Annotated in this window: 20 protein-coding genes and 1 pseudogene; 8 read left to right on the top strand and 13 right to left on the bottom strand. The window is 49.1% G+C overall.

The annotated features are described in order from the left end of the window. The first annotated feature begins 85 nt into the window (after nt 1–85). Together C1710_RS03255 and C1710_RS03250 are read left to right on the top strand one after the other, a co-directional pair. Nucleotides 86–1,996, top strand: a complete 1,911-nt coding sequence (locus C1710_RS03255; protein WP_102279987.1) for a M13 family metallopeptidase — start codon at nt 86–88, stop codon at nt 1,994–1,996. Between the two features lie 108 nt (nt 1,997–2,104). After that, nucleotides 2,105–2,614, top strand: coding sequence for an O-acetyl-ADP-ribose deacetylase (locus C1710_RS03250; RefSeq protein WP_102279984.1), 510 nt, complete (start codon nt 2,105–2,107; stop codon nt 2,612–2,614). Here the strand turns inward: C1710_RS03250 and greA are convergent. Next, complete coding sequence (gene greA, locus C1710_RS03245) at nt 2,611–3,084, bottom strand: transcription elongation factor GreA (RefSeq protein ID WP_102279982.1); 474 nt, start codon at nt 3,082–3,084, stop codon at nt 2,611–2,613. The two genes, C1710_RS03250 and greA, sit on opposite strands and share 4 nt — an antisense overlap. Nucleotides 3,085–3,160: 76 nt before the next feature. Between greA and C1710_RS03240 the strand changes: the two genes are divergently transcribed. Then, nucleotides 3,161–3,487 (top strand): hypothetical protein, encoded by a 327-nt coding sequence (locus C1710_RS03240; protein ID WP_102279979.1) that lies wholly within the window; start codon nt 3,161–3,163, stop codon nt 3,485–3,487. A 39-nt stretch (nt 3,488–3,526) separates the two neighbouring features. Here the strand turns inward: C1710_RS03240 and C1710_RS03235 are convergent, their stop codons facing one another. Both C1710_RS03235 and C1710_RS03230 read right to left on the bottom strand, forming a co-directional pair. Beyond that, entirely contained in the window at nt 3,527–4,381 is an 855-nt protein-coding gene (locus C1710_RS03235; RefSeq protein WP_102279976.1) for a GRP family sugar transporter, read from the bottom strand. A gap of 165 nt (nt 4,382–4,546) precedes the next feature. Next, complete coding sequence (locus C1710_RS03230; RefSeq protein ID WP_102279973.1) at nt 4,547–5,725, bottom strand: aminotransferase class I/II-fold pyridoxal phosphate-dependent enzyme; 1,179 nt, start codon at nt 5,723–5,725, stop codon at nt 4,547–4,549. A 244-nt stretch (nt 5,726–5,969) separates the two neighbouring features. Here C1710_RS03230 and C1710_RS03225 point away from each other — a divergent pair, with 244 nt between their 5' ends. Further along, the gene (locus tag C1710_RS03225; RefSeq protein ID WP_102279971.1) at nt 5,970–7,676 is read left to right on the top strand and encodes a phosphoenolpyruvate carboxykinase; all 1,707 of its coding nucleotides are present in this window, start codon (nt 5,970–5,972) and stop codon (nt 7,674–7,676) included. A gap of 73 nt (nt 7,677–7,749) precedes the next feature. On the opposite strand, the gene C1710_RS03220 is transcribed toward C1710_RS03225, so the two are convergent. Genes C1710_RS03220 through C1710_RS03210 form a run of 3 tightly spaced genes read right to left on the bottom strand, consistent with a single transcriptional unit; the run spans nt 7,750 to nt 9,280 of the window. Beyond that, nucleotides 7,750–7,974 (bottom strand): hypothetical protein, encoded by a 225-nt coding sequence (locus tag C1710_RS03220; RefSeq protein ID WP_102279969.1) that lies wholly within the window; start codon nt 7,972–7,974, stop codon nt 7,750–7,752. A 56-nt stretch (nt 7,975–8,030) separates the two neighbouring features. Then, complete coding sequence (locus tag C1710_RS03215) at nt 8,031–8,816, bottom strand: tyrosine-protein phosphatase (RefSeq protein WP_102279966.1); 786 nt, start codon at nt 8,814–8,816, stop codon at nt 8,031–8,033. Between the two features lie 11 nt (nt 8,817–8,827). Then, entirely contained in the window at nt 8,828–9,280 is a 453-nt protein-coding gene (locus C1710_RS03210) for an Lrp/AsnC family transcriptional regulator (RefSeq protein WP_102279964.1), read from the bottom strand. A gap of 234 nt (nt 9,281–9,514) precedes the next feature. On the opposite strand from C1710_RS03210, the gene C1710_RS03205 reads away from it, so the two are divergent. Beyond that, entirely contained in the window at nt 9,515–10,003 is a 489-nt protein-coding gene (locus tag C1710_RS03205) for a universal stress protein (RefSeq protein WP_102279962.1), read from the top strand. Nucleotides 10,004–10,158: 155 nt separating this feature from the next. Here the strand turns inward: C1710_RS03205 and tkt are convergent, their stop codons facing one another. From tkt to zwf, 6 genes are all read right to left on the bottom strand, one after another. Continuing rightward, complete coding sequence (gene tkt, locus C1710_RS03200) at nt 10,159–12,156, bottom strand: transketolase (protein ID WP_102279960.1); 1,998 nt, start codon at nt 12,154–12,156, stop codon at nt 10,159–10,161. Between the two features lie 15 nt (nt 12,157–12,171). Continuing rightward, nucleotides 12,172–12,906, bottom strand: a complete 735-nt coding sequence (locus C1710_RS03195; RefSeq protein ID WP_102279958.1) for a transaldolase family protein — start codon at nt 12,904–12,906, stop codon at nt 12,172–12,174. Nucleotides 12,907–13,299: 393 nt separating this feature from the next. Beyond that, nucleotides 13,300–14,733 carry an NADP-dependent phosphogluconate dehydrogenase gene (gene gndA / locus C1710_RS03190; RefSeq protein ID WP_102279955.1) on the bottom strand — a complete coding sequence of 478 codons (1,434 nt, stop codon included), beginning with the start codon at nt 14,731–14,733 and terminating at the stop codon, nt 13,300–13,302. 464 nt (nt 14,734–15,197) lie between these two features. Further along, nucleotides 15,198–16,340, bottom strand: a complete 1,143-nt coding sequence (locus tag C1710_RS03185; protein ID WP_102279953.1) for a glycerate kinase family protein — start codon at nt 16,338–16,340, stop codon at nt 15,198–15,200. 31 nt (nt 16,341–16,371) lie between these two features. Further along, complete coding sequence (locus C1710_RS03180; protein ID WP_102279950.1) at nt 16,372–17,673, bottom strand: GntP family permease; 1,302 nt, start codon at nt 17,671–17,673, stop codon at nt 16,372–16,374. A 685-nt stretch (nt 17,674–18,358) separates the two neighbouring features. Next, nucleotides 18,359–19,843, bottom strand: a complete 1,485-nt coding sequence (gene zwf, locus C1710_RS03175; RefSeq protein ID WP_102279948.1) for a glucose-6-phosphate dehydrogenase — start codon at nt 19,841–19,843, stop codon at nt 18,359–18,361. Nucleotides 19,844–20,083: 240 nt separating this feature from the next. Between zwf and C1710_RS03170 the strand changes: the two genes are divergently transcribed. From C1710_RS03170 to C1710_RS03160, 3 genes and pseudogenes are all read left to right on the top strand, one after another. Then, on the top strand, nt 20,084–20,491 hold the full coding sequence (locus C1710_RS03170; protein WP_102279945.1) for a hypothetical protein: 408 nt from the start codon (nt 20,084–20,086) through the stop codon (nt 20,489–20,491). A 60-nt stretch (nt 20,492–20,551) separates the two neighbouring features. Then, nucleotides 20,552–21,088, top strand: a complete 537-nt coding sequence (locus C1710_RS03165; protein ID WP_102279943.1) for a helix-turn-helix domain-containing protein — start codon at nt 20,552–20,554, stop codon at nt 21,086–21,088. 110 nt (nt 21,089–21,198) lie between these two features. Further along, nucleotides 21,199–21,984: pseudogene (locus tag C1710_RS03160) on the top strand (IS3 family transposase); the annotation flags it as partial. 54 nt (nt 21,985–22,038) lie between these two features. On the opposite strand, the gene C1710_RS03155 reads toward C1710_RS03160, so the two are convergent. Further along, entirely contained in the window at nt 22,039–23,202 is a 1,164-nt protein-coding gene (locus tag C1710_RS03155) for a CynX/NimT family MFS transporter (protein WP_102279941.1), read from the bottom strand. Between the last annotated feature and the right edge of the window lie 82 nt (nt 23,203–23,284).

Genomic DNA, 23,284 nt, shown 5'->3' with positions numbered 1-23,284 from the left:
GTTTTTCGTGTGGCGTCAAAGCAGTCAAACGCAGGAAAAACCGGTATACTAGATAATAGATGAAAAGTGCGAAAGGAGTTTCATAATGGCGATTAACCAGAAAATGATCAAGGACGACCTTTACGAAGCGGTCAACGGGGAATGGGTTAAGCAGGCAACGATTCCTGACGATAAACCAGCAACCGGGGGCTTTCAAAACCTGGACGATAAGGTGGAAAAGCAACTGACGGCGGACTTGGATGACTTTGTTGCCGGTAAGCAGCATGACCAGATGCCGACAGAAAACCGTTTCGCAGAACTGTTGAAGCTGTATCAGTTAGCGGGAGACTTTGAACGGCGGGAAAAGGAAGGAACCAAGCCACTGCTCGATGGTCTCAAGCCGGTTCAGGCCCTGCAATCTTATGCCGACTACCAGGAGCATTGGTTGGAATTTGCCAAAAACGGGGTGGCAGCACCAGTACTCTTTGATATTGATGCTGACATGAAAAACGCAACGGTTAACGCCCTCTTTGCTGGTGCGCCAGGTCTGATCCTGCCTGACAAGTCCTACTACGACCAAGGTAACCAGCAGGGGCCAAAGCTGATGGCACTCTGGAAGAAGAACATTGGCGAAGTCTTGCCAAAGTTTGGCTTTTCAGCTGACGAAACGCAGCAGCTGATTGATCAGACAGTTGCATTTGACCAGCTGTTGGTTCCACACGTGAAGAGTGCTGAAGAAGCGGCTGATTACAGCAAGATGTACAATCCGCAGACGCTGACTGAATTTGCGGACCATACCAAGCAGCTTGACTTAGCAGCAATTATTGAAGGACTAATTGGTGCCAAGCCAGATAAAGTAATCGTTACTGAACCAAAGTACCTGGCAGCCTTGGATGATATTTTGACGGGACACTTTGAGCTCTTTAAGTCCTGGTTGATCGTCAATTACATTCGGTCCAATGCCGGGTTGCTAACCGATGAATTGCGTGAACTCAACGGCCGTTATGGTCGGGCGGTTTCCGGTCAAAAGAAACCGGTCAACCAGAAAAAGTATGCTTTCCGGATGGCACGGGGGGTCTTCAGCCAGGTTCTGGGGGTCTACTATGGTCGCCGTTACTTCGGACAAGCAGCTAAGGCTGACGTCCAACGGATGGTTCATTCAATGGTTGACGTTTATAAGCAGCGGTTGCAAAACAACGAATGGCTGAGTCCAAAAACGCGTGAAAAGGCGATTGTTAAGCTAAATGAATTGGGAATCCAGGTTGGGTTCCCTAACAAAGTGCCGGCGGTTTATGATAAGTTGCACGTTGACCTAAGCCAATCCTTGATGGCCAACCTCAATAACCTCAGCCGGGTATTTCTGGAAGACCAGTTCAGCAAGTGGGGAAAGAAAGTTGACCGTAACCGTTGGGAAATGAGTGCGGCAACGGTTAATGCTTACTACCACCCGTTTAAGAACATCATTGTCTTCCCGGCTGCGGTTTTACAAGCGCCGTTCTACTCCACTGAGCAGTCATCTAGCGAGAACTTTGGTGGTATTGGAGCCGTCATCGCTCACGAAATTTCTCACGCCTTTGATAACAACGGTTCGTTATTTGACGAAAAAGGGAACTTAAATAATTGGTGGACTGATGAAGACCGGGCGCACTTTAAGAAACTGTCTCAGAAAATGATCGATGAATTTGACGGGCTGCCATTTGCTGGCCAAAAGGTTAACGGTAAGCTGACTGTTTCCGAAAATATTGCTGACGGGGGTGGGCTCAGTTGTGCCCTCTCGGCAGCCAAAAAGGAAGACGACGCCGACTTGAAGGCCTTCTTCATTAACTGGGCGCGGATCTGGCGGATGAAAGCGACGACCCAGTATATGCAGTTGTTGCTAAGCGTTGACGTTCACGCGCCAAACAAGTTGCGGGCCAATGTCCAAGTTAAGAACCTGGCTGATTTCTATACGACGTTCAACGTCCACGAAGGCGACGGGATGTACTTACCGGAAGACCAACGGGTCAACATTTGGTAAAGGAATTAAACACTGGGTGGCAAAAAAGAACACCTGGTGTTTTGCTTATCGGAAGGAACTTTACAGTTCGGTAAAGTGATAATAAGTGGAGAAACGAAGGGATCATTCATGACAGAATTAAAAGTAGTGGAGGGCGACATTACGACAATTAAGGTTGACGCGATTGTTAACGCCGCCAACGACCGCCTTGCTGGTGGCGGCGGTGTGGATGGGGCCATTCACCGCGCGGCGGGTCCCCGGCTTGGCGAAGCTTGTCAACGGCTTGGGGGATGCCCGACTGGCGAAACGAAAACGACGCCAGGGTTTAACCTGCCAGCCAAGTGGATTATCCATACTCCAGGGCCAATCTGGCGTGGCGGACAAGCCAATGAAGCCCAGCTGCTTGCTAACAGTTACCGCCACAGTTTGCAAGAGGCAGTAGCCCACGGTTGCCAGACAGTTGCTTTTCCGTCAATTAGTACCGGGGTTTATGGCTACCCGCTCGATCGGGCAGTACTGATTGCGATAAAGACGGTTCGCCAGTTTACAAAAAAAGACCCCCGTCTTGCGGAAGTCTTCTTCGTGGCCTTTGATTCACGGACTGCAGCGGCATACCGCCGAGCCTTGCAGCTGAGCTAGTGGGTTTGAATGCTGAGGATCTTCACCTGGTAATTGCCGGCTGGAGCAGTCACACTAACGGTGGTTCCCGCTGGCTGGTGCATCAGGGCTTTGCCCAGTGGCGAGTCAAACGAAAGCAAGTGACGGTTGACGTCGGCTTGCTGCTTGCCGACTAGCTGGTAGCTGACCTGAGAATGGTCATCAGTAAATTCCAGCGTCACCGTCGATCCCAGCCCCACTTTACCGTTATTTGCTGGTGTCATCACCTTGGCGTAGGTGAGCAGTTTGTTAAGGTAACGCAGTCGGCTTTCTAGGTGACGCAGTTCCCGCTTGGCGGTACTGTATTCGGTATTTTCGGACAAGTCGCCGAGGGCCCGTGCCGCTTTTAGCTGGGCAATTTTGGCGGGACGCTGATCCTGAAGTTCAGCAATTTGCTGCTGGATTTCCTGGTAACCCTGTGGGGTCATCTGCTGCCAATAAATTTCATTCATTAATAAAACGCTCCTTACTGTTTTTAGCATAATAGGAAGGAAAAAAGCCGTCAAGTGCGGGGAAAGGAGAGGACGAATGAGTGTTGAAATTCCGTCTAATATGGAAGAAGTTGCAATGAAAATCGCTGCGGCTAAGGTGCATGGTGAAGACCTCGCCGTTGATGATGTTATTAAGGACGCTGTTCGCGATACGATGCAGGCGATGATGGACGAAGCTCTGGAAGGACACTATGACGATGTAAGCTGGTCCGGGACTCAGCTGGTGGTGACCGACTTTATGGGAAAACAAGTCGGCGCGGTTAGTTCGACAGAAGACAGTTTTATCAGTGATTTCCGGGGAAACGCGGACCGGCTATTATTAACACTAGAAAATGCAGCTGCCAAGATTGTTGGTGGTCGTTAAAGCAGAAAGGCGAATCTGGCATGCCAGATTCGCCGTTTTCTATGCAAATGAAGTTGCAATACTGCCGACAACGATTAGCATGATCCCAAGAATGGTGTACCGCAATTCGCGCGGACTCTTGTGTTCATGCAGGACAATAATTCCGCCAAAAGTCGCAATTACCACATTTAGCTGGGTCCAAATAAAGGCCGCGGTATTGCCATTCGTCTGGGCTGAAAAGATGTAGGCGAAGGCGGCGATCCCCCAGGACAGGCCACCAAAGATGTTTAAGTACTGGGCTCGTTGGATAAACGATTGGCGGTCAGTAAAGAAACCATAAAGCAGGGCTCCTAATAAAATGCCCAACATTTCGGGAAGAAAGATCCCGGTGGTACTTTGCTGTTTGATGATCCCGATATTGGGAAATGAGGAGTACACCCAGTAACCGACTGTTGTACAAAGAAGGAAGAGCACATCACGGACGGTAAGCCCCTTGTCGTTTTGGTCGACTACTGATGTGAGAAGGGCCCCAATGATGACGATAACGAGTGCAGAGAAGCCGATCACCTTTGCCCGTGGGGTTGGCCAATCCCCAAAAATGATAATACCGATCAACGAATTACCAACTAACTGGAAGACGGTTGAGAGTGGAATAGTGTTAGTGACGCCAATGTGTTTGAAAGAAATAAACTGGCCGATTTGACCGATCGTCCAGAGAGCGCCACAGAGAACGGCCAGGGCAAAAGCGGCGGGACTAACTGTTGGCTTAGTGACGAGGAAAGCCAGCAGGCCGATGATGGAGGCGCCGGCGCCGATGCCAAAAATCTGGTTCACGGGTGATCCGCCGACCTTCCCAGTAATTAATGGCATTGCTCCCCAACCGATGGCGGGAATTAACGCTATTATCATGTTCATGACGGGATTACTCCTTTTCCTAAAAAATAAAGTTAGTAACTAGGATAACGTACTTTCCCGGCTATCAGTCAAGTGAAAACGCGTTAGTTAATAATTTTTCAACAAAAAAATCCCCGGGAACAACTAGCAAGCAGCCAGCCATTCACGGGGGCAATATTATTACTATTAGTTGTTAGCAACGAAGGCCTTCAGGCGCTTAGCAGCTTCCTGAATAGTGTTCATTGAAGCGGCGTAGGAGAAGCGGACGTAGCCCTTGCCGCCTTCACCGAAGTATGATCCTGGGACACAGCCAACCTTGCCTTCCTTGGCCAAACGGGTCGCAAAATCGAGGTCATCAGTGCCGAAGGATGCTGGAATCTTGGCGAAGAGGTAGAAAGCACCGTCGGGTGAAACTGGCGGCATGCCAATTTCGTTCAGGGCGCTTGCAAGGAAGTCACGACGTTCAACGTAGACCTTGCTGGATTCAACCGGGTCCATTTCACCATTGTTCAGTGCTTCAGCACCGGCAGCCTGGGCACTGTCGTTAACGGCAGTCACCATCAGGGAGTGCATCTTGTTGATTTGTGCTGCCAGGTCGGCTGGTGCGCACAGGTAGCCCAGTCGGTAGCCAGTCATGGCGTGGGACTTAGACAGCCCGCTAATCAGCACTGTACGGTCCTGGATGGCATTCGCGATGGAGAAGTGCTTGCCGTTGTAAACCAGGTCGCTATAAATTTCATCGGCGATACAGAAGAGGTTGTGTTCTTCAATGACCTTTGCCAACCCACGAAGCACCTCTTCAGGGTATTCCCGACCAGTGGGGTTGTTCGGGTAGTTGAGCAGGATCGCCTTGACACTTTCCCCGTGTTCTTCGAGGACTTGTTCCAGGTGTTTTGGTGTCAGGACAAAGTCATCGGCAGAAGTGTCGACTTGAATCGGTGCAGCCCCAGCTAGTTCAGCTAACGGGAAATACAGTGACCATTCAGGTGTTGGAATAATGATCTTATCGCCTGGCTTAAGAATGGAGAAGAAGGTGGAAGAGATCGCCTCCGTGGCCCCGATAGTCGCGACGACTTCTGTAGCTGGGTCGTAATCTAAACCGCGAGTCCGGTGAATATAGTTAACGACCGCCTGCCGGAATTCTTCCGTCCCGTTTTGCGGCGCGTAGTGCGAGTCGTTATTGGTGATACTGTGGTTAGCAGCACTCTTGACGTGTTCCGGTGTATTGAGGTCCGGTTCACCAATGGTTAGCTTTACCACGCCGGGGATGCTGGAGACCATTGCATCAAACGAACGAACCCCTGAAGCACTTACTGCGAGCAAACGGGGATTAATCTGACCCTTTAAACTTGACGCCAGTTCCATAAGAACTCCTCCTTCGAGCTTTAACTGAGTATTTGATTAATAATGATTAAGACTAGTTTAGTCATTTTAAAACTAATCGTCAAGAACGATCCAGAGGCAATTAGGGATTATTGTTCGCTATCTTGCGCAGTTCAAACCGTTTTCGGGCTTGCACAACAGAAAAGAATCTACGGGCTATTGGAAAATAGGGTACAATATTATTGACGGACTAAATGAGAATTTAATTAGGAAAGGTCGATCAGCGATGGGAGAAAATAGACGAACAGTTCAAACGGATTCACTATACATTGCACCAAGCCGGAAGGTGGCGTTACTCAATTTCAGTAAACGCTATTACACCAATATGTACGAGATGATCAACAGCGATGAGTGGAAGACGATGGTACGGATTTACCTCCATTCACTGCACAATGGTGAGCGTAACGACTCATTTGAAAACCAGACCGCCGAAGACTACGTTAGCGTCATCAAGAAGATCCTGGTTGATGATATTTCGGCCTACGACCATTACAGTCGTGGGGAAATCCTCGACAGTATCGAAAATTTCTATACCTATTATCGGTCATACCTGCGGGTATCAATCATGGACTACAGCCAAAATAAGATTATTGGCGCTAAGTTCCGCGAAGTTGATAACTTCTTCAACGACCAAATCCGGGTCCTTTACCGAACAATCGAGGAAAAATTACAGGGCTTCCCAAATAAGGTCTACCGTCAGTTGGATGCCGGGACTAACGCGGCGATGCTAATCGACCACCACCAGTGGAAGATGCCAGCTGGCTACGAGGCACTGAAAGAAGTGCCGTTTATTGACCGGGTAATGCTCCGTCCACCGTTGATGATGCACACAAAGAGCAACAAGCGGGAAGGGGTCTTCTCAGCGGTCGACTACAACCCGGTAGCTAAGTTTGCCGACCAGGACGGCAAGTGGCTTTGTTATCCGGCAAAGATTGGTGAGAGTCTTGCTTTCATCTACTTTGATGTCGATTACTTAGTCAACGGGCTGGCGCTGTCTAACCTCTTCCAGTTGGCCAGTGCCAAGGAGATCCGCGACCAGAAACCTGACGAAATTATCCTGTTCGGTCTCACACCAACGGAGGGGGATGTCAGTCACTACCACCACGATGCCGACAATGATATCTGGGTTGCCGAAGTGCCGTACAATGACAAGACGACCTACTTTGGCTACATGAAGAAGATGTGCTTGACGGTCCACAACCTCCACCAGATTTACCGTGGATCCCTGCCGATTCACGGGTCGATGGTTAAGATCACTTTTGCCAACGGCAAGCAGCGCAACGTTGTCTTCTTTGGTGATTCTGGCGCCGGCAAGTCCGAGTCACTGGAAGCTCTCCAGGAAGTTGCCGACGATCAGATTGCAAACTTAGAGACGATCTTTGACGATATGGGGAGCTTCACCATTGATAACCACGTTAAAAATGGCATCAGCGCCCAGGGGACCGAAATTGGGGCCTTTGTCCGCCTCGACGACCTCAGTTCCGCCGTTGCCTTTGACAACATGGACCGGGGTGTCTACCTCAACCCTGAGCGCAAAAATGCCCGGGTCATTATCCCGGCTGATACCTGGGACCACGTTGTCCAGCACCATCACGTTGATATGTGGGTTTATGCCAACAACTATGACAAAGAGATTGGCCTACACCGCTTTAACAACGTCGATGAAGCCAAGAAGACCTTCGTTGCTGGTAAACGGATGGCCCTGGGGACGACCGATGAAGTCGGCTTTAGCACGACTTTCTTTGCCAACCCGTTTGGTCCGGTTCAAGAAGAGGAACGGACCAAGCCGATTATTGACCAGGTCTTCAAGACCCTCTTTGACCATGACGTTTACGTCGGCGAAGTTTACACACACCTGGGAAATGATAAGTCAAAGGCCGCCCTCCATGAATCGGCGAAGGAGCTGCTTCACGTGCTGTTAACTGATGACTAATGAGTAAAAAAGCATGACCACGGATTTTTCCGGGTCATGCTTTTTAGTTGGGCTGATCGACAGGCAAGTGCTCTTACAGCCGGTTCTTAACGTCATAGGGCTTTGATGACTGGTGAGTGGCTGGCAACTCGTCCTTGGCGTAGAAGATTGCATATTCCTCATCGTCAGGCCCCTTGGCAATTACGAGATCGTCAGCGTGGCGTTCACGCTTAAAGATCTGCCCCTTACGGACAGCTTCGTTGTAATCGTGGATGTTTGCGATTGAGTCGCCAGGATTAAAGAAAATACGTGTTTCCATCCTTAACATCTCCATTCGGTTAATTAATCCTACTAACATTATACCACGATGACGGTTTAATCCAGGTAAAGCTGGCGAAGGGTTGCGACATCATCATTAGACAGCCCCAGAAATTTGCGGACGAAGGGCTGCATCCCACCGTATTGCTGGTTAATTATCCGGGTGGCAGTGTTGAGATATTGTGGCAGGGCGGCTGACATATGACGGACGTTATAGGCAACCACGTCGTTACCCGCAGCGGCTTTGACCTGTTCGAGGCGCATCCGGACACGGGCAGCAGAGTAGACGTTGGTCCAGAGGTAGTCCTCACGGGCGTCTTCGGCAGAGACACCGAGGATCCGGAGAAGAACGTAGGCAGCTACCCCGGTCCGGTCTTTTCCGGCGGTACAGTGGAAGATTGTTGCTTCATCTTCGCCAGCGGCTAATAGCTGGCTGAAGAATTCTTGGTAAGCGGCTTTTGCTGATTCGATGGTGACCATGTCGTGGTAAGCAGTTAGCATCCACTTGATTCCTGCCTGGTAGTCCACCGCCAGTCGTTGGAGCGGCTTGGCAGTCGACAGGCTAGCACCAGTTTCGTCTTCCTTAAAGACTGGCAGATGGAAATAGGTTGCTGAATCCGGAACACGGTCTGGCAGGTGGTCTACTTCCGCATTATCCCGGAAGTCAATGATCTTGGTGACATTGAGCTGGTTTAACAGTTGCAAGTCGTTATCATCCAAGTCGTGGAGCAGGGCGGTCCGAAAGAGTCGGCCGGATTTGACGTGGTGGCCGTCAGTGGTGACATACCCGCCGAGGTCGCGGCTATTATAAGCATGCTGGAGCCCGATTAGTTGTGGTTTCATGATAATTCCTCCTAATTTTCTTCAGGATTTTTCAAGATGACTCCGCGGTGGTCTACACTGGTGCTGAATACGATCTGGGTGCTGGTCTTACCAAAGCGGCTTTGGATGGTGTTGATAAAGTTATCCAGGTCAGCGGTAGTTGGGAAAACGACTTCCATCACTTCTGAGTAGTCGCCGGTAACGCAATTGCACTCGATAACGTTAGGGATACTCTGGACGTAAGGGTAAAATTCTTTTTTCTGACGCGGTTCTAACTGTAGCTGGATGAAGGCTTTAACATGGTAGTCGAGCTTTTCCATGTTGACAACGGTATGATAGCCAGTAATGACGCCGTTTTTCTCTAATTTGCTGATGCGGGCGGCAATTGCTGGTGAGGAAATATAGCAGGCCTGCGACATCTGTTTCAGTGAAACCCGGGCATTTTCTTGCAACATGTTAATAATCTGACGGTCAATCTTGTCCATTACTGACACCAACTCCCTCTGACTTAATAATCTTAAGTTTCCTTTCCCAAATTGTAGGTTGGGGCCCCATAATTGTCAACATGAGGACCTGTTAGCAGTTAAAAAAGTATGAAAAACAATGAAAATGTTTTTTTCAATTCCTAATGGGAGTACAATGTTTATTAAAGATAGTTATTCAATGAGCATATGTCGTACATGATAAGTACACAATGAACATGAATGGAGGTTACGATGATGAGCCAAGAATACAAGAACATTCTGGTTCCCGTTGATGGATCTAAGCAGGCGGAGCTGGCTTTGAAAAAGGCAATCTCAACTGCTAAGCGTAACGGGGCTCATGTTGATATTTTGAATGTGGTCGACACCCGGGCAATGTCTTACAACTTTGCGGGGATGTCCGATGGCAGCATCGCTTACCAACTGGTTGACCGGTCAGAGGACTATCTTGATGACCTGTTAACTGATGCACAGGAAAATGAACACTTTAACAACATTGATATCCACGTCCGCCTAGGAAATCCGAAGACGGTGATCTCGTTTGATTTCCCACGCGATCACAAGAATGACCTAATCATGATCGGGGCAAGTGGACTATCAAAGATGCAACGCGCAGTCGTTGGTTCCGTTACCGCCTTTGTTAACCGTAATTCACGGGTGGACGTGATGGTTGTCCGTACCGATGTGAATAATGAATTGCCGACTGCAGAAGCAGCGGCAAAGTAAATTTGATCAAAAGAAAGAAGCTCCCTGGCAGATTTTGCCGGGGAGCTTTTAATGTCTACTCAATTAGCTCTTGTGGTGCCTGCTAATGGATAGCGAGCTCTCCTTATGACCAGTTAATTGGAGTGATGTGTGATTATGTCTGAATAGGAATGGTCTTAGGAGTTGAGTGACAGGTAAGTGTTGACGACGTTGTCGACTGTGAAGCCATAATTAGCGGCGATGGTTGGACCGTCACCACTTTGGCCGAAACAATCAACACTAATGATTTTGCCGCCAGTGCCCACATACTGGTTCCAAATAAAGCCGGTACCCATTTCGATGGCGACTCGTTTGGTAACCGTTGGCGGCAAGACTTTTTGACGGTATTCGTTTGGTTGGCGGTTAAAGAGTTCCAGGCACGGCATGGAAACTACCGCGACATCATGGTTCATTTGCCGCAGCGCTTGCTGAGCCTGGATGGCGAGAGAAACTTCTGAACCAGAGGCGATCAGCAACCCTTCAGCCGTTACTTTAGCTGGTGAGATCACGTAACCGCCACGAGCGACTTTTTCTTGGCTATTAGCTGTTTCCGCCATGACTGGTAGCTTTTGCCTACTGGTAACCAGGACAGCTGGCTGGTCAGTGATTTGACCGATCGTCTGCCAGGATGCCAGGGTTTCGTTAGCGTCGGCTGGTCGGAAAACATTGATTCCCGGGATGGCGCGCAAACCGGTGATTTGTTCGACCGGTTCGTGAGTTGGCCCATCTTCACCCACAGCGATCGAATCATGGGAGAAGACGTAGGTGGTCGGCACCTTCATAAGGGCGGCTAGACGAATTGCTGCCTTGAGGTAGTCACTGAAAACCAGGAAAGTTGAGACAAAGGTCCGCGAACCGCCGTGAAGGGTAATGCCGTTAGCAGCTGCTGCCATTCCAAATTCGCGAATACCATAGTGGATATTGCGCCCCTGAGGATGGGTGGCAGTAAAGTCGCCACAACCAATAAGGTAAGTCTTATTGGAAGCTGTTAAGTCAGCCGCACCACCCCAGAAGTTGGGGTTAGTTGTGGCAAGGGCTTGCATGATGGTCGAACTGGCATTCCGCGTGGCAATCATTTCGCTAGCTTTAAATACCACTGACTTTGAAGGAAGACGTAGTTGGTTATCAAGCAAGCTGACAGCTAGCTTTGGAAACTGTTCCTGATACGTATGGAACAGCTTTTGCCAATCGTGATAGGCAGAAATCTTCTGGTTGATAAAGTGATCATAGTGGTTGTAAACGTCCTCATCCACCTGGAATGGCGCTAACTGCCAATCCAGGCTCTTCTTCAACTGGACCAAGTTATCGTGGCCTAAGGGCGCCCCGTGGACTTTATTGGTACCGGCAAGCGGCGTCCCTTCGCCAATGATCGTTTTCACTTCAATAAGCGACGGCTTATCTGAGCGTTGGGCGTGAGCAATGGCCGTATCCAACGATTCGATGTCATTGCCGTTATTGACCAATTGGTAGTCCCAACCAGCCGCCCGGAAACGCTGAGCGGCGTTTTCACTGGAGCTATCGCTGAGGGGGCCGTCGAGAGAAACGTCATTGGAATCGTAAAGGACAATTAGCTTGCGCAATGGAAGGTGTCCCGCCAGATTGATAGCCTCCTGACTGAGTCCTTCTTCCAGGTCGCCATCGCCAACGAGGGCGTAGGTAAAGTGGTCGATGACCGGGAACGTTGGGCGGTTGTATACGGCAGCAAGGTGCTTTTCGGCCATTGCCATTCCAACGGCCATTCCTAGTCCCTGGGAGAGCGGCCCGGTCGTTGCGTCCACGCCAGGCGTGTGCCCGTATTCTGGGTGGCCCGGTGTCTTAGAATCTAACTGGCGAAAAGCCTTCAGGTCGTCAATTGTCAAATCAAAACCGTTCATGTATAGCAGAGCATACAGGAGTGCGGAACCGTGGCCGGCGGAAAGAACAAAGCGATCGCGGTTGAACCAACGAGGTTCCCGGGGATTGAATGATAAAAAATGCTCCCAGAGGCTATAAACAAGAGGGGCCGCCCCAAGAACGATCCCGGGGTGGCCGCTGTTGGCTTGCTCGATCATTTCTACCCCTAACATTTTGAGAGTGTCGATTGACCGTTGGCAAATTGACTGCTTGGCCAGCTGAGTGGTGTCAAGCTTGGTCATTAACTACTGACCTCCTTAGGCGTGGACCATGCTGTCGTCAAGGATACTGAACCCAAGGGCAGCAATATCCTTGTTGAAACCTTTGACAGTATTAACAGAAATTTCCATTGGTGACAGCCCACGCTTGGAATTGAACTTTTCCAGGATTGCCGGTGGAACGGTGATGATGTCACAGCCCAGCGCTTGTGCTTCGAAAATGTTACCAACTTCACGGGTGGAAGCCCACAGTAATTCGGCATTTGGCAGTTGGTGGGTAATCTTGGCACTGTCAACGACGAAGTTGCGCCATTCGTTCCCGGCGTCAGCCACCCGGCCAACGAAGATGGAGATAATTGATGGTGTTTCCGGATCAAGAGCGTTAACGGCTGCTTGGACTTCAGCGGTGGTGGTGATTGCCGTGACGTTAACCTTGATTCCCTCAGAAGACAACTGGTGGATCAGTTCGCTGTTGATTTCGCCCTGGTCGTTAATAACCGGGATCTTTACGTATACCTGATCGCCCAGTGATGACAGGATCCGTGCTTCCTGAGCCATTGTCTGCGGGTCCATGCTGAAGACTTCAAAGGAAATACTGTAGTCAGGGAATTCATTAACGACCTTGGTAGCGAATTCCATGTAGTTAGTAATCCCTGCTCGCTTCATCAGGGAAGGGTTAGTGGTAAAGCCCTTCAGGTAGTCCATTTGCGACATCCGTTGCATATCTTCAATGACGGCACCGTCAGAGTAAACTTTAATATTTAATGGTTGCATAATAATATCCTCCAAAAGAGTTAACAAAGTCTGATTAACCAGACCAATTTTTTGATTCGTTTTGACGATGCCAATGATGCCTGACTTACGAAGGAAAGTCAACAACTAATTTCGAAAAGGTTAACGCCAAAATAAAAACTAGACCAATTCAACAAATGGACTAGCCAATTTGTGCAATCGTTGCTATTATAGGCGCCTCAATGGTTAAACGGTAATTATCCCAATTGCCAAAACTATAAACATTCATTAATTGGTCTAGGTTAAGAAAAGATAAAGTAAATTCAGATATGACTTTGTGAACATATATACCACTGATGAAAGTGGCACCAAAAATTGAGCAAAAAAGACGGCTGAATTGCTTCAGCCGCCTTTTTAGCGCTCATGAGGAGTAAATTATTGTTCTTCGTACCAGCTGTAGTGGAAGTTACCTGGGCGGTCAACACGTTCGTACGTGTGGGCACCGAAGTAGTCACGTTGTGCTTGCAGTAAGTTTGCTGGCAGCACTTCAGCACGGTAGGAGTCGTAGTAGTTGATAGCAGCTGCCAGGGCAGGTGCAGGAATACCAGCCTTAACGGCCAGAGCAACGACATCACGGATAGCCTTCTGGTACTTCTTGGCAATGTCCTTGAAGTAGTCATCAAGAAGTAGGTTCTTGATTGCCGGGTCCTTTTCGAAAGCATCGGTAATCTTCTGCAGGAATTGTGCACGAATAATGCAGCCTTCACGCCAAATCTGAGCCAGTTCACCGTATTGCAGGTTCCAGTCGTAGCGTTCGGAATCGATCCGCATTTGTTCGAATCCTTGAGCGTATGACATAACCTTACCGAAGTAGAGGGCTTGACGGATCTTTTCAATCCATTCGTCCTTGTTATCAATAACGGCCTTTTCAACGTCAGCAGGGAGAACCTTGCTTGCGGCAACCCGTTCCTTCTTCATCATTGAGATGTAACGAGCGTAAACGGCTTCGGTGATTACTGATTGTGGTGCGCCACCATCGAGGGCAGTTTCTGAAGACCACTTACCAGTACCCTTGTTAGCACCACGGTCGAGGATCATGTCAACAATCGGCTTGCTCTTGTCTTCGCCGAGGTCATCCTTACGAGTCAGGATGTCGGCCGTGATGTTGATCAGGTAACTGTCAAGTTCACCCTTATCCCATTCCTTGAAGATCTTAGCCATGTCATCAACGCTAAGGCCAAGGACGTTCCGCATGATGTTGTAGCTTTCGTCGATCAGCTCTTCGTCACCATATTCGATACCGTTGTGAACCATCTTAACGTAGTGGCCAGCACCGTTAGGCCCGATGTAAGCAACACATGGCTTGCCATCTTCGGCCTTGGCAGCGATCTGAGTCAGAATTGGGGCAACCAGGTCGTAAGCTTCCTTCTGGCCACCAGGCATCAGGGATGGGCCGTGGAGGGCACCCAGTTCACCACCGGATACACCCATGCCGATGAAGTTGATGCCAGACTTGTCCAGCTTAGCGTTCCGTGCCATAGTGTCGTGGAAGTTAGTGTTCCCACCGTCAATCAGCACGTCCCCCTTGTCAAGCAGTGGCAGTAGTTCGTCGATCACTGCGTCGGTTGGGGCACCAGCCTTTACCATCAGGAGAATCCGACGAGGAGTCTCCAAGCTGTTAACGAAGTCTTCAATGGTGTAGCTAGGAATCAGCTTCTTGTCGCTGTGGTCCTTCATCATTTCGTCAGTCCGGTTACGGTGACGGTTGTAGACACCAACAGTGAACCCACGACTTTCAATGTTCAAGGCCAGGTTCTTACCCATGACAGCTAAACCAACAACACCAATTTGTGCTTTTTGATCAGACATCAAATTCACGCTCCTTATGTTCTTTAACAATGTACAACCAGATTATAACAAATTTCGCTGGTAACGACACAACAATTTGAGAAAAGATGCACAAACTAGTAGAATTTATTCTTTAAAAGACGAATGAGTAGTTGGTATATCCGAACTTGTATCCAATACGGCGATCGCGCAAGAAATCACAAAACTGGTAAAAAAGAGTGAGCGTGACAAACCGTGAAAAAGAAATCAGAATGATTTCGTTTTTGAACGGTGCTAACGCGGAAGTCATTTATGACTTCGTCGTCACGACGCGCAGCTAGGCTATCTGCCGCCCTAGCGAGCAACAATAGGCCTCTAGCGTTTGGTTTTACCAGAACGTTAGAGGCCATTGTTGTACCGCCGGTTAACTTTTAGTGTGAATAAGAGGAATTATCTCACAACCCTCTTGCCGTAATAAACGGTTACTTTGCCAAAATCTTATGAGGCTAGCTGATAACGTTAATCAGCCGTGCGATGTTCTCAGCAGTGAGCGCGATATCATGTGGACCGTCTGCCATCGCATCTTTCAGGCTCTTGGCGCCAGCGGGAGTAGCAAAAATAGCGTCCATGGCATCACTACTGTAAAGCGAGTCGATCTTTTCACCGACATTGCCGGCCAAAACGATGACTGGGGCATTAGGCGCAACTTTCTTGGTGGCCTTGGCAACCCCGTAAGGTGTCTTACCAAACTTGGTTTGGAAGTCGATGCCACCTTCGCCCGTGAAGACGTAATCAGCACCCGCAGCCTGTTCCTTCAGCTTGGTGTATTCAACAACAATGTCGATCCCAAGCTTCATTTCGGAGTTGGTGAAAGCCATCAGTCCGGTTCCGAGTCCACCGGCAGCACCAGCACCCGGCTTCATTTCGATATCCTTCTTTAGGTCGCGCTTAATGATTTGGGCGTAGTGGTGGAGGTTGCTATCGAGCTGTTTGACCATTTCCGGAGTGGCACCTTTTTGTGGTCCGAAGACGGCCGAAGCACCATCCTTCCCGGTCAGCGGGTTGGTAACATCTGAAGCAATCAGGATCTTGGTGTCAGCGACCCGTGAGTCAACTGCTGAAACATCAATCTTATCCAGCTGGTCGAGGGCTCCACCACCAAAGGAAAGTTCTTTACCTTCCTTATCTAAGAGGTGAGCACCTAGGGCTTGAGCCATCCCGGCACCACCATCATTAGTGGCAGAGCCGCCGATGCCCATGATAATGGCTGATACACCATGGTCCATCGCGTCCAGCATTAATTCCCCCGTCCCGTAGGTGGTCGTGATCAGCGGGTTATGGGTGTTTTCGTCGACGTATTGGATCCCAGAAGCCTGGGCCATTTCGATCACCGCGGTCTTCCCGTCACCGAGTATTCCGTAGTAGGCATCGCTCAGTTGGTTCAACGGGTTATGAACCTTCTTGTGGATCAGCTGACCGTGGGTAGCATCGACTAATGACTGAACGGTTCCTTCACCGCCGTCAGCCATTGGAACCATGACATAGTCAGCGTTAGGATAAACGCGGGAAACACCCTTTTTAATAGCGTCAGCAACTTCTTTTGCAGTTAGTGAACCCTTAAAAGAGTCCGGCGCAATGACAAACTTCATCGTGATCTCTCCTATTCTAATGAACAGACAATTAAATCAAGTGCAGGAAACCGTACAGAACAGTAGCGGTCAAACAAGCTGAACCACCACAGATGGCTTCGTATAAAATACCCTGTGACCGTTGCTTGATGTCCATGTGCATGGCGTTAGCCGTAACGTGGAAGTAATTCCCCTGTGGCAGCTGGTCGCAGACAATTGCACCAGTGTGAACCATCGCAGCGGCAGCCAGCGGGTTAACACCGAAACCAAGAATGGCTTTGGAGAACGAGCCGGTAGCCAGGATAACACCGGTGGAAGTAGATGCGGCCGCACTAGCCATCAAGATACCAGACAGTGGTGCGAGGAAGACCCCGGAAATGTGGCTGACCTTAATGGCGTTGATGAGCAGCTGTGGCAAACTTGATTCGGTAATTGTTGCCCCAATCGCACCGGCACCGATCAGAATCATCACTACCGGCGTCATCTTGATCATCCCGGTCTTGGCATATTCTTCCAGGTTCTTAGCCTTGTGCATTGCCAATGCCCCGATAATGGCGGCAATTGGCAGAACGTAAGTAGCGTCCAGGTTAATCTTACTCATCCACTCAACGTGGCAAATCTGCCCAATTGGGTTGATTAACAGTAAAACGATTGCGACGATTGGGGTTACCAACGAGGCGCCAAGTGATGGCAGTTCATCTTCAGCAACGTCAGGGGTGGCATCGTCTTCCAGGTCGGAAGCAACAACCGGGTCACCTTTGTGCTTGATCAGTGAAGCGACAAGAACCGTGACGAACAGGGCAACAACGGCCGGAATGAAGTCAGCGATCATTACCTGACTCAGGTTCAAGCCGAACCCCTTAGCGGCAGCGATGGTGTTGGCGTTTGGTGAAATGATGTTACCAGCTTTCCCACCACCAGACAGGGCGACCAACAGCGACAGCTTGGAAATGTGGCTACGTTGACCAACTTCCAGCGCAATCGGGGCCACAATTAAGACGGCCACCGGAATGAAGACACCCACCCCGGTGATCACCATCGTGGCCAGTGCAAGTGCGAGGATCGTCATCCGGTCCCCCATCTTGTTAACGATGGTCCGGGCAATGGTATCGGCAGCACCGGAATCCATCATGACCCCGGCTAAGACACCAGCGGCCAGCACCCGGACAACGGTCCCCATTACTGACTGGGAACCCTTAACCAGGATGTTAACGGTCTGCAAGAGGCTGGCACCACCGATTAGTGAACCGATGATCGCCCCGATAAACAACGAATAAACTGCGTCAAGTTTACGCAGAATCAGAATAATAGCAATGGCTAACCCGATGAGGGCGCCCCACCACGACACAATCATATTTTCTCCTCCCTTATGACATTGATCGATTGGTCTTGTTTTTAAGTTTAAGGCGAAGAAAGCGCTAAATCAATAAAAATTCAGACAATACATAAGAAATATTAACTTTTAAAACGCACATTTTTAGGTTAATCGATTAACCTTGTGCATATCTTTGTGAATTAAAGTAAATTCCGTGAATGAAGTTGAAAAATGCTCGGTTGGCGATTGGTCTAGTTAAAAACTACAGTGAATTAATTTGCTGTGACTAACAACCTGTTGTTGATCAAGGACTAGACTAGTTAGTTCATCAATATTGTTCTATATATAGGATACAGGCCAATTATTCCTAAAGTGAGCGTGACAAACCATGAAACAGCAATCAGAACGATTTCGTTTTTGAACGGTTCTAACGCGGAAGTCGTTTATGACTTCGTCGTCACGACGCGCAGCTAGGCTATCTGCCACCCCAGCGAGCAACAATAGGCTCCTAGCGTTCGGCTTTGCCAGAACGTTAGGGGCCATTGTTGTACCGCCGGTTAACTTTTAGCATAGGACAAGGGAATTATGTTACAGCCCCAATTATTAAATTGCCAAAAGTAGTCCTTTTTGGATTGTGCTGAATAGTTCGTTATAAAAATACCCTCAAATTGTTAGGTCTGTCTAACAGCTTGAGGGTTGTTCACTTTGTATTTTCGATTAAAAGTTAACGGTTGAGCCGGTAAACCCACTGGCGACCATCGCGGGCCAGCAGTTCGTCGGATGCGGCCGGTCCCATTGAACCAGGGACGTAGTTTGGAAACTGTGGGTCTTCAATATCCCAGAGTTTGCGGATGACGTCGACAAACTTCCAAGCGTAGGCAATTTCAGCCCACGAAGCAAAGTTAGTGTGGTTACCCTCTAGGGCGTCGTGGAAAAGCCGTTCGTACGGTTCCGGCGCTTCTTCCTTAGCGGCCGAACTCTGCAGGAAGCTAAGGTCGACAGGGGTTGTCGTGAAGCCTTGGCCGGCACTCTTGGCGTTAACCCGCAGTGCGAAACCAGACTTTGGTTCGACGTAGATGGTCAACACGTTGGACTTCAGTGATTGGTCGCTCTTCATCCGCGGGTTGGCAAAGATGTCGATTAATGGCTTGCGGAAGACAACGTCGATGCGGGTAAACTTGTCGGCCATCTTCTTCCCTGTTCGGATATAGAACGGTACGCCAGACCAGCGGTAGTTGTCGAATAACAACTTAGCGGCAACGAAAGTTTCGGTTGCCGAGTGAGGATCAACACCGTCTTCTTTACGGTAAGCAGTGCTATTGTCACCAGCATCGTATTGGCCGCGCACAAAGTTGGCTGCTGCTTCAGATGGGGTGTACAGGCGTAGACTACGCAAGGCCTTGATCTTTTCAACCCGGACATCACTGTCAGTAAAGGCCACTGGTTGTTCCATCGCTAGCTGGGCGACAATCTGCATTACGTGGTTTTGAACCATGTCACGCAGGGCACCGGATTGGTCGTAGTAGCCAGCTCGTTCTTCAACCCCCAGCTTTTCACTGAGCGTGACCTGAATGTTGTCAATGTAACGGTTGTTCCACAGTGACTCGATGATGGTGTTCCCAAAGCGCAGTGCTTCGATGTTCTGGATCATTTCCTTACCAAGGTAGTGGTCGATCCGGAAAATCTGGTTTTCGTCAAAGGTCTGCGTCAGTTCGTCGTTAAGCTTCTTTGCGGAGTCAAAGTCGCGACCGAACGGCTTTTCAATAACCAGGCGGTTAAAGCCGTTGTCAGACAACAAGTTTTGCTTCTTCAAGTTAATGGCAATCGTACCGAAGAATTGTGGAGCCATCGACATGTAGAAGAGACGGTTGTGTTCGGTATCAAATTGTTCTTCCAGTTTGGCGATCCGCTTGCCAAGAACGACGTAGTGCTCCGGCTTAGTAACGTCATGTGACTGGAAGAAGAAGTGCTTAACGAAGCTCTCAGCTTGGCCGTCTGCCGTTTCCTTAATCGAGCTAATCGATTGACGCACCATTTCCTGGAAGTCTTCGTCGCTGATTTGCCGACGGGAAGTTCCCAAAAGGGCAAAGTGTTCGCCCAAGTAATGTTTTTGATAGAGTTTGAATAATGATGGGTACAGCTTGCGTTGAGCCAGGTCGCCGGCTGCCCCGAACAAGGTAATCACTGCTTTGTTTTCTGCCAAAACCATTCACTCCTTTATAAGGTCAAAACGAAAATTACAACTGTATTATATACCGACTAATGGTCATTGTGCATCACTAAACAAGGCCTAAAATTGCCGATAAATAGCGGTATGAGTGCGCTAACAAGTTTTACGGTGGTGAGGGGAAACGGGTTAAAAAAATTGGTATAGATCAGAAAAAATTTGCTGTTGGGACCAAAAATGGTAGAATATCATACGAACATTTGTTCGGGAGGAGGAAGCTAAGTGGTTAAAGCACCCAAATATTCACTGAAGGAAGCAGAACGGATTGCCCAGCGCTTTTTTTCCTATGATTACCATGACCGGGGGATGCTGAAATGGCAGGGCTTTTTTCTTTCTGACCATGCTTCAGCACTAAGGCGGGACGCTAAACGTCAGCCGGAATTAGAGCAACCGCAGTTAGCAGAAGCAGAAATTGACCGCCGTTTGACTATCGCCTGGCAGAAGAAGCACCCGGTTCACGTGCAATTAAACGTCCTTGATGGCAATCACGTCGTCCAGGCCTTTGACGGGGCGGTAGCCGGATATGACGATACCATGCTGGTCTTGAAGGACCATCGTCATTACCGCCGACTGCCGCTTAAACAACTGCGGTGGGTTGGCAAAACAGATCCAACAAAAAATCGCCGGTAAGTGACTGAAGTGCCCCATAATTGTTAGACAAAATCATCTAACGATTGTGAGGTACTTTTTTTGACTAAATATTCACCAACACTGAAAGCTGAGATTGTCCAAAAATATCTTGATGGCCAATCTTCCGTGGAATTAAGTCGCCAGTATGGTCTTTCTGCTAGTGAGATTAGAAAGTGGGTTCAAAGATTTAAGTTATCTGGAGTTAATACCCTTAAACCGCGGCGGACTAGACGTTCCTTTACCGCTGAATTCAAACTGACCGTGATAGACTATTATCATACTCATGAAATGTCGATGATCGAGGTTGCGGCTAAGTTTGACGTTAACGCGTGTCAGATCTCCGCCTGGGGCAAGGCTTTTGACCAGGAGGGGTTGGCTGGCCTCCAACCACGACGGAAAGGACGGCCACCCAAAATGGGCATTAAATCATCTAAAAAACATTTACGTCATCTTAAAGATCAAAGTGAACTTGAACGGCTCCGTGAGGAGGTCAGTCAACTCAAGAAAGAGAACCATGATCTCAAGCTGGAGCGTGACGTCACAAAAAAATCTATCGCCCTGTTTGGTCGCTTAAAGCCCGTCAAAAAACGGAAATAATCGATCAAATTAGGGCTGATCAAAAGGCAATTCCCAAATGGGACCGTTATGCTGTCAGTGAGCTCCTTCAAGTATTGAATCTTCCGCGTGCTACTTAATATGACGAGCGTAAACGGATTGCTAATCACCAGGATAAGTACGAATACGTTAAGCAATTAATCCAAAAGCTCGCCAATCAAGGAAAGGTCCGTGATCAGTTTACCTATGGCTATCGGCGCATAAGCGCCTTGCTGGAAGATGAAGGAATTCACCTCGCTGATGCAACCATCATTAAGCTGATGAAGGAGCTTAAAGTCCAGGTGAAACTATATAACCGACACCGCAACGGCGGTTATTCCTCGTATGCTGGTACTGTTGGTAAGATTGCCCCAAATTATCTCAACCAAAGTTTTGACGCGAAAAAACCTTACCAAGTCCTCCACACTGACGTGACGCAAGTTCGCTTAGCAGACCAACACTGGGCCTATATTTCCGCGATTACCGATGAAGCTACCAAAGAGAACCTGGCCTTCCAAATGAGTTATCATCCGGACCGGGGCTTGATTACCGCCACGCTCAACGAATTATTAACTAAACTACCAGCCAATGCGAAGCCTGTTATCCACTCTGATCAAGGCTGGCATTACCAGCTCCCTTACTACGTTGAAAAGCTCAAGGGCCACCAGTTTATCCAAAGCATGTCCCGTAAGGGAAACTGCTTGGATAATGCGCCAATCGAGAGCTTCTTTCATATTTACAAGACAGAATTATTGCATGGTTATCCACCATGCCATTCATTGGAAGAACTGAAGGCCATCTCCCAAGACTACCTTCACTTCTACAACTACCACCGAATCTCTTTAAAAACAAAAGGTATGAGCCCGGTTGAATACCGGACGCATACCTTATCAGTCTAATTTTCTCAACTTTGTCTAACTTTTTTGTTGCACTTCAGACCGACGATTGACGACTTAGTAAATTTTGTCTTTCTGCTCAGCGAAGAGCCCCGCTCCAACAAACAGGGCGATGACGACGAGAACGATGATCTCGCTTGTCACCCAGTTGCCAGTGAGCGCTTTGCACTTACCGGTAATGACGGGACCGATAGCAGCAATTAGGTAACCGAGCGATTGCACCATCCCGGATAAACTGCTGGTATCGGCAGGGTTGTTTGTTTTCAGCCCAAAGATTGTCATGATAAAGGCGAAGGTTCCGGCAATGCCTAGCCCCAATAAGAGGCTGATGATGACGTAGTAAAACATTGAACCAACTGGCAACAGCATCATTACGACCCCGATAAAGCTGAGCAGCCCCAACCCGAAGACGATTGGCTGACGGCGCTTAGCCCGGGTTGCCAACAGCGGTGCCAGGAAGGCGGCCGGGATAGAAAAGAGTTGGAAGAGGCCGGCAATTAGGCTGGAAGAGTTGTGGCTGATGCCGGCACTTTCCGCGATGGATGGCAGCCAGGCAACAGTCGTGTAGAAAACGAACGAAGAAGCGCCGAAGTAAACGAGGAGCGCCCAGGCCCGTGGGTTGCGCCACATACTGACACCCTGGGTGGTTTGCTCTTTGTCCACGTGGTTGAAGCGGAGATTTGGTAACCAGAAGAACCAGGTAACGAGCGGAATAAAGGCAAGGGCGTTGACCGCTAGCCGCCAGCCAAAGCCAGCAGCCACGGGAGTGATGGCGTAGGCACCAATGGCACTGGAGAGGGCCAAAGCGACGTTATAAAGGCTGGTCATCCCGCCGATTTTCGTGGGAAGGTTTTCGGTAATAATGGCTGGTAAGAGGACGTTAATAAAGGTGATCCCGATACCGATTAAAGCCGTCCCGAGGAGCAACAGGGGGTAACTAACCGCCCGGAGAATGCAGCCAACGAAGAGGAGGACGAGGGCCCAGCTGATGGCCATTTCGTTACCAACCCGCGAGCTCAACCAATTAACGGTTACTGAAAAGAGACCAAAACAGATCAACGGAATGGTAGTGAGAATCCCCAAGCTGGTTGCCGGGACGTGGAAAGCCTGGGCAATTTCGTTAATAATGGAAGGGATTGAGGTGATTGGTGTCCGCATGCAGGTACCAAGCAGAAAAATCCCCATAATAAGGAAACCACTGTGCTTAGCAGTCTTATTCATAAAGAAACCTCCTGGTAATAATGATAGTCAATCGTTCTATTATAATGAAGACAATGGCGAATGGCAATAAGATGAGGCAGGA

This window comes from [Lactobacillus] timonensis (genome assembly GCF_900240275.1).
Classification (GTDB): Bacteria; Bacillota; Bacilli; order Lactobacillales; family Lactobacillaceae; genus Limosilactobacillus; species Limosilactobacillus timonensis.
This window is presented reverse-complemented; position numbering and strand designations above follow the sequence as displayed.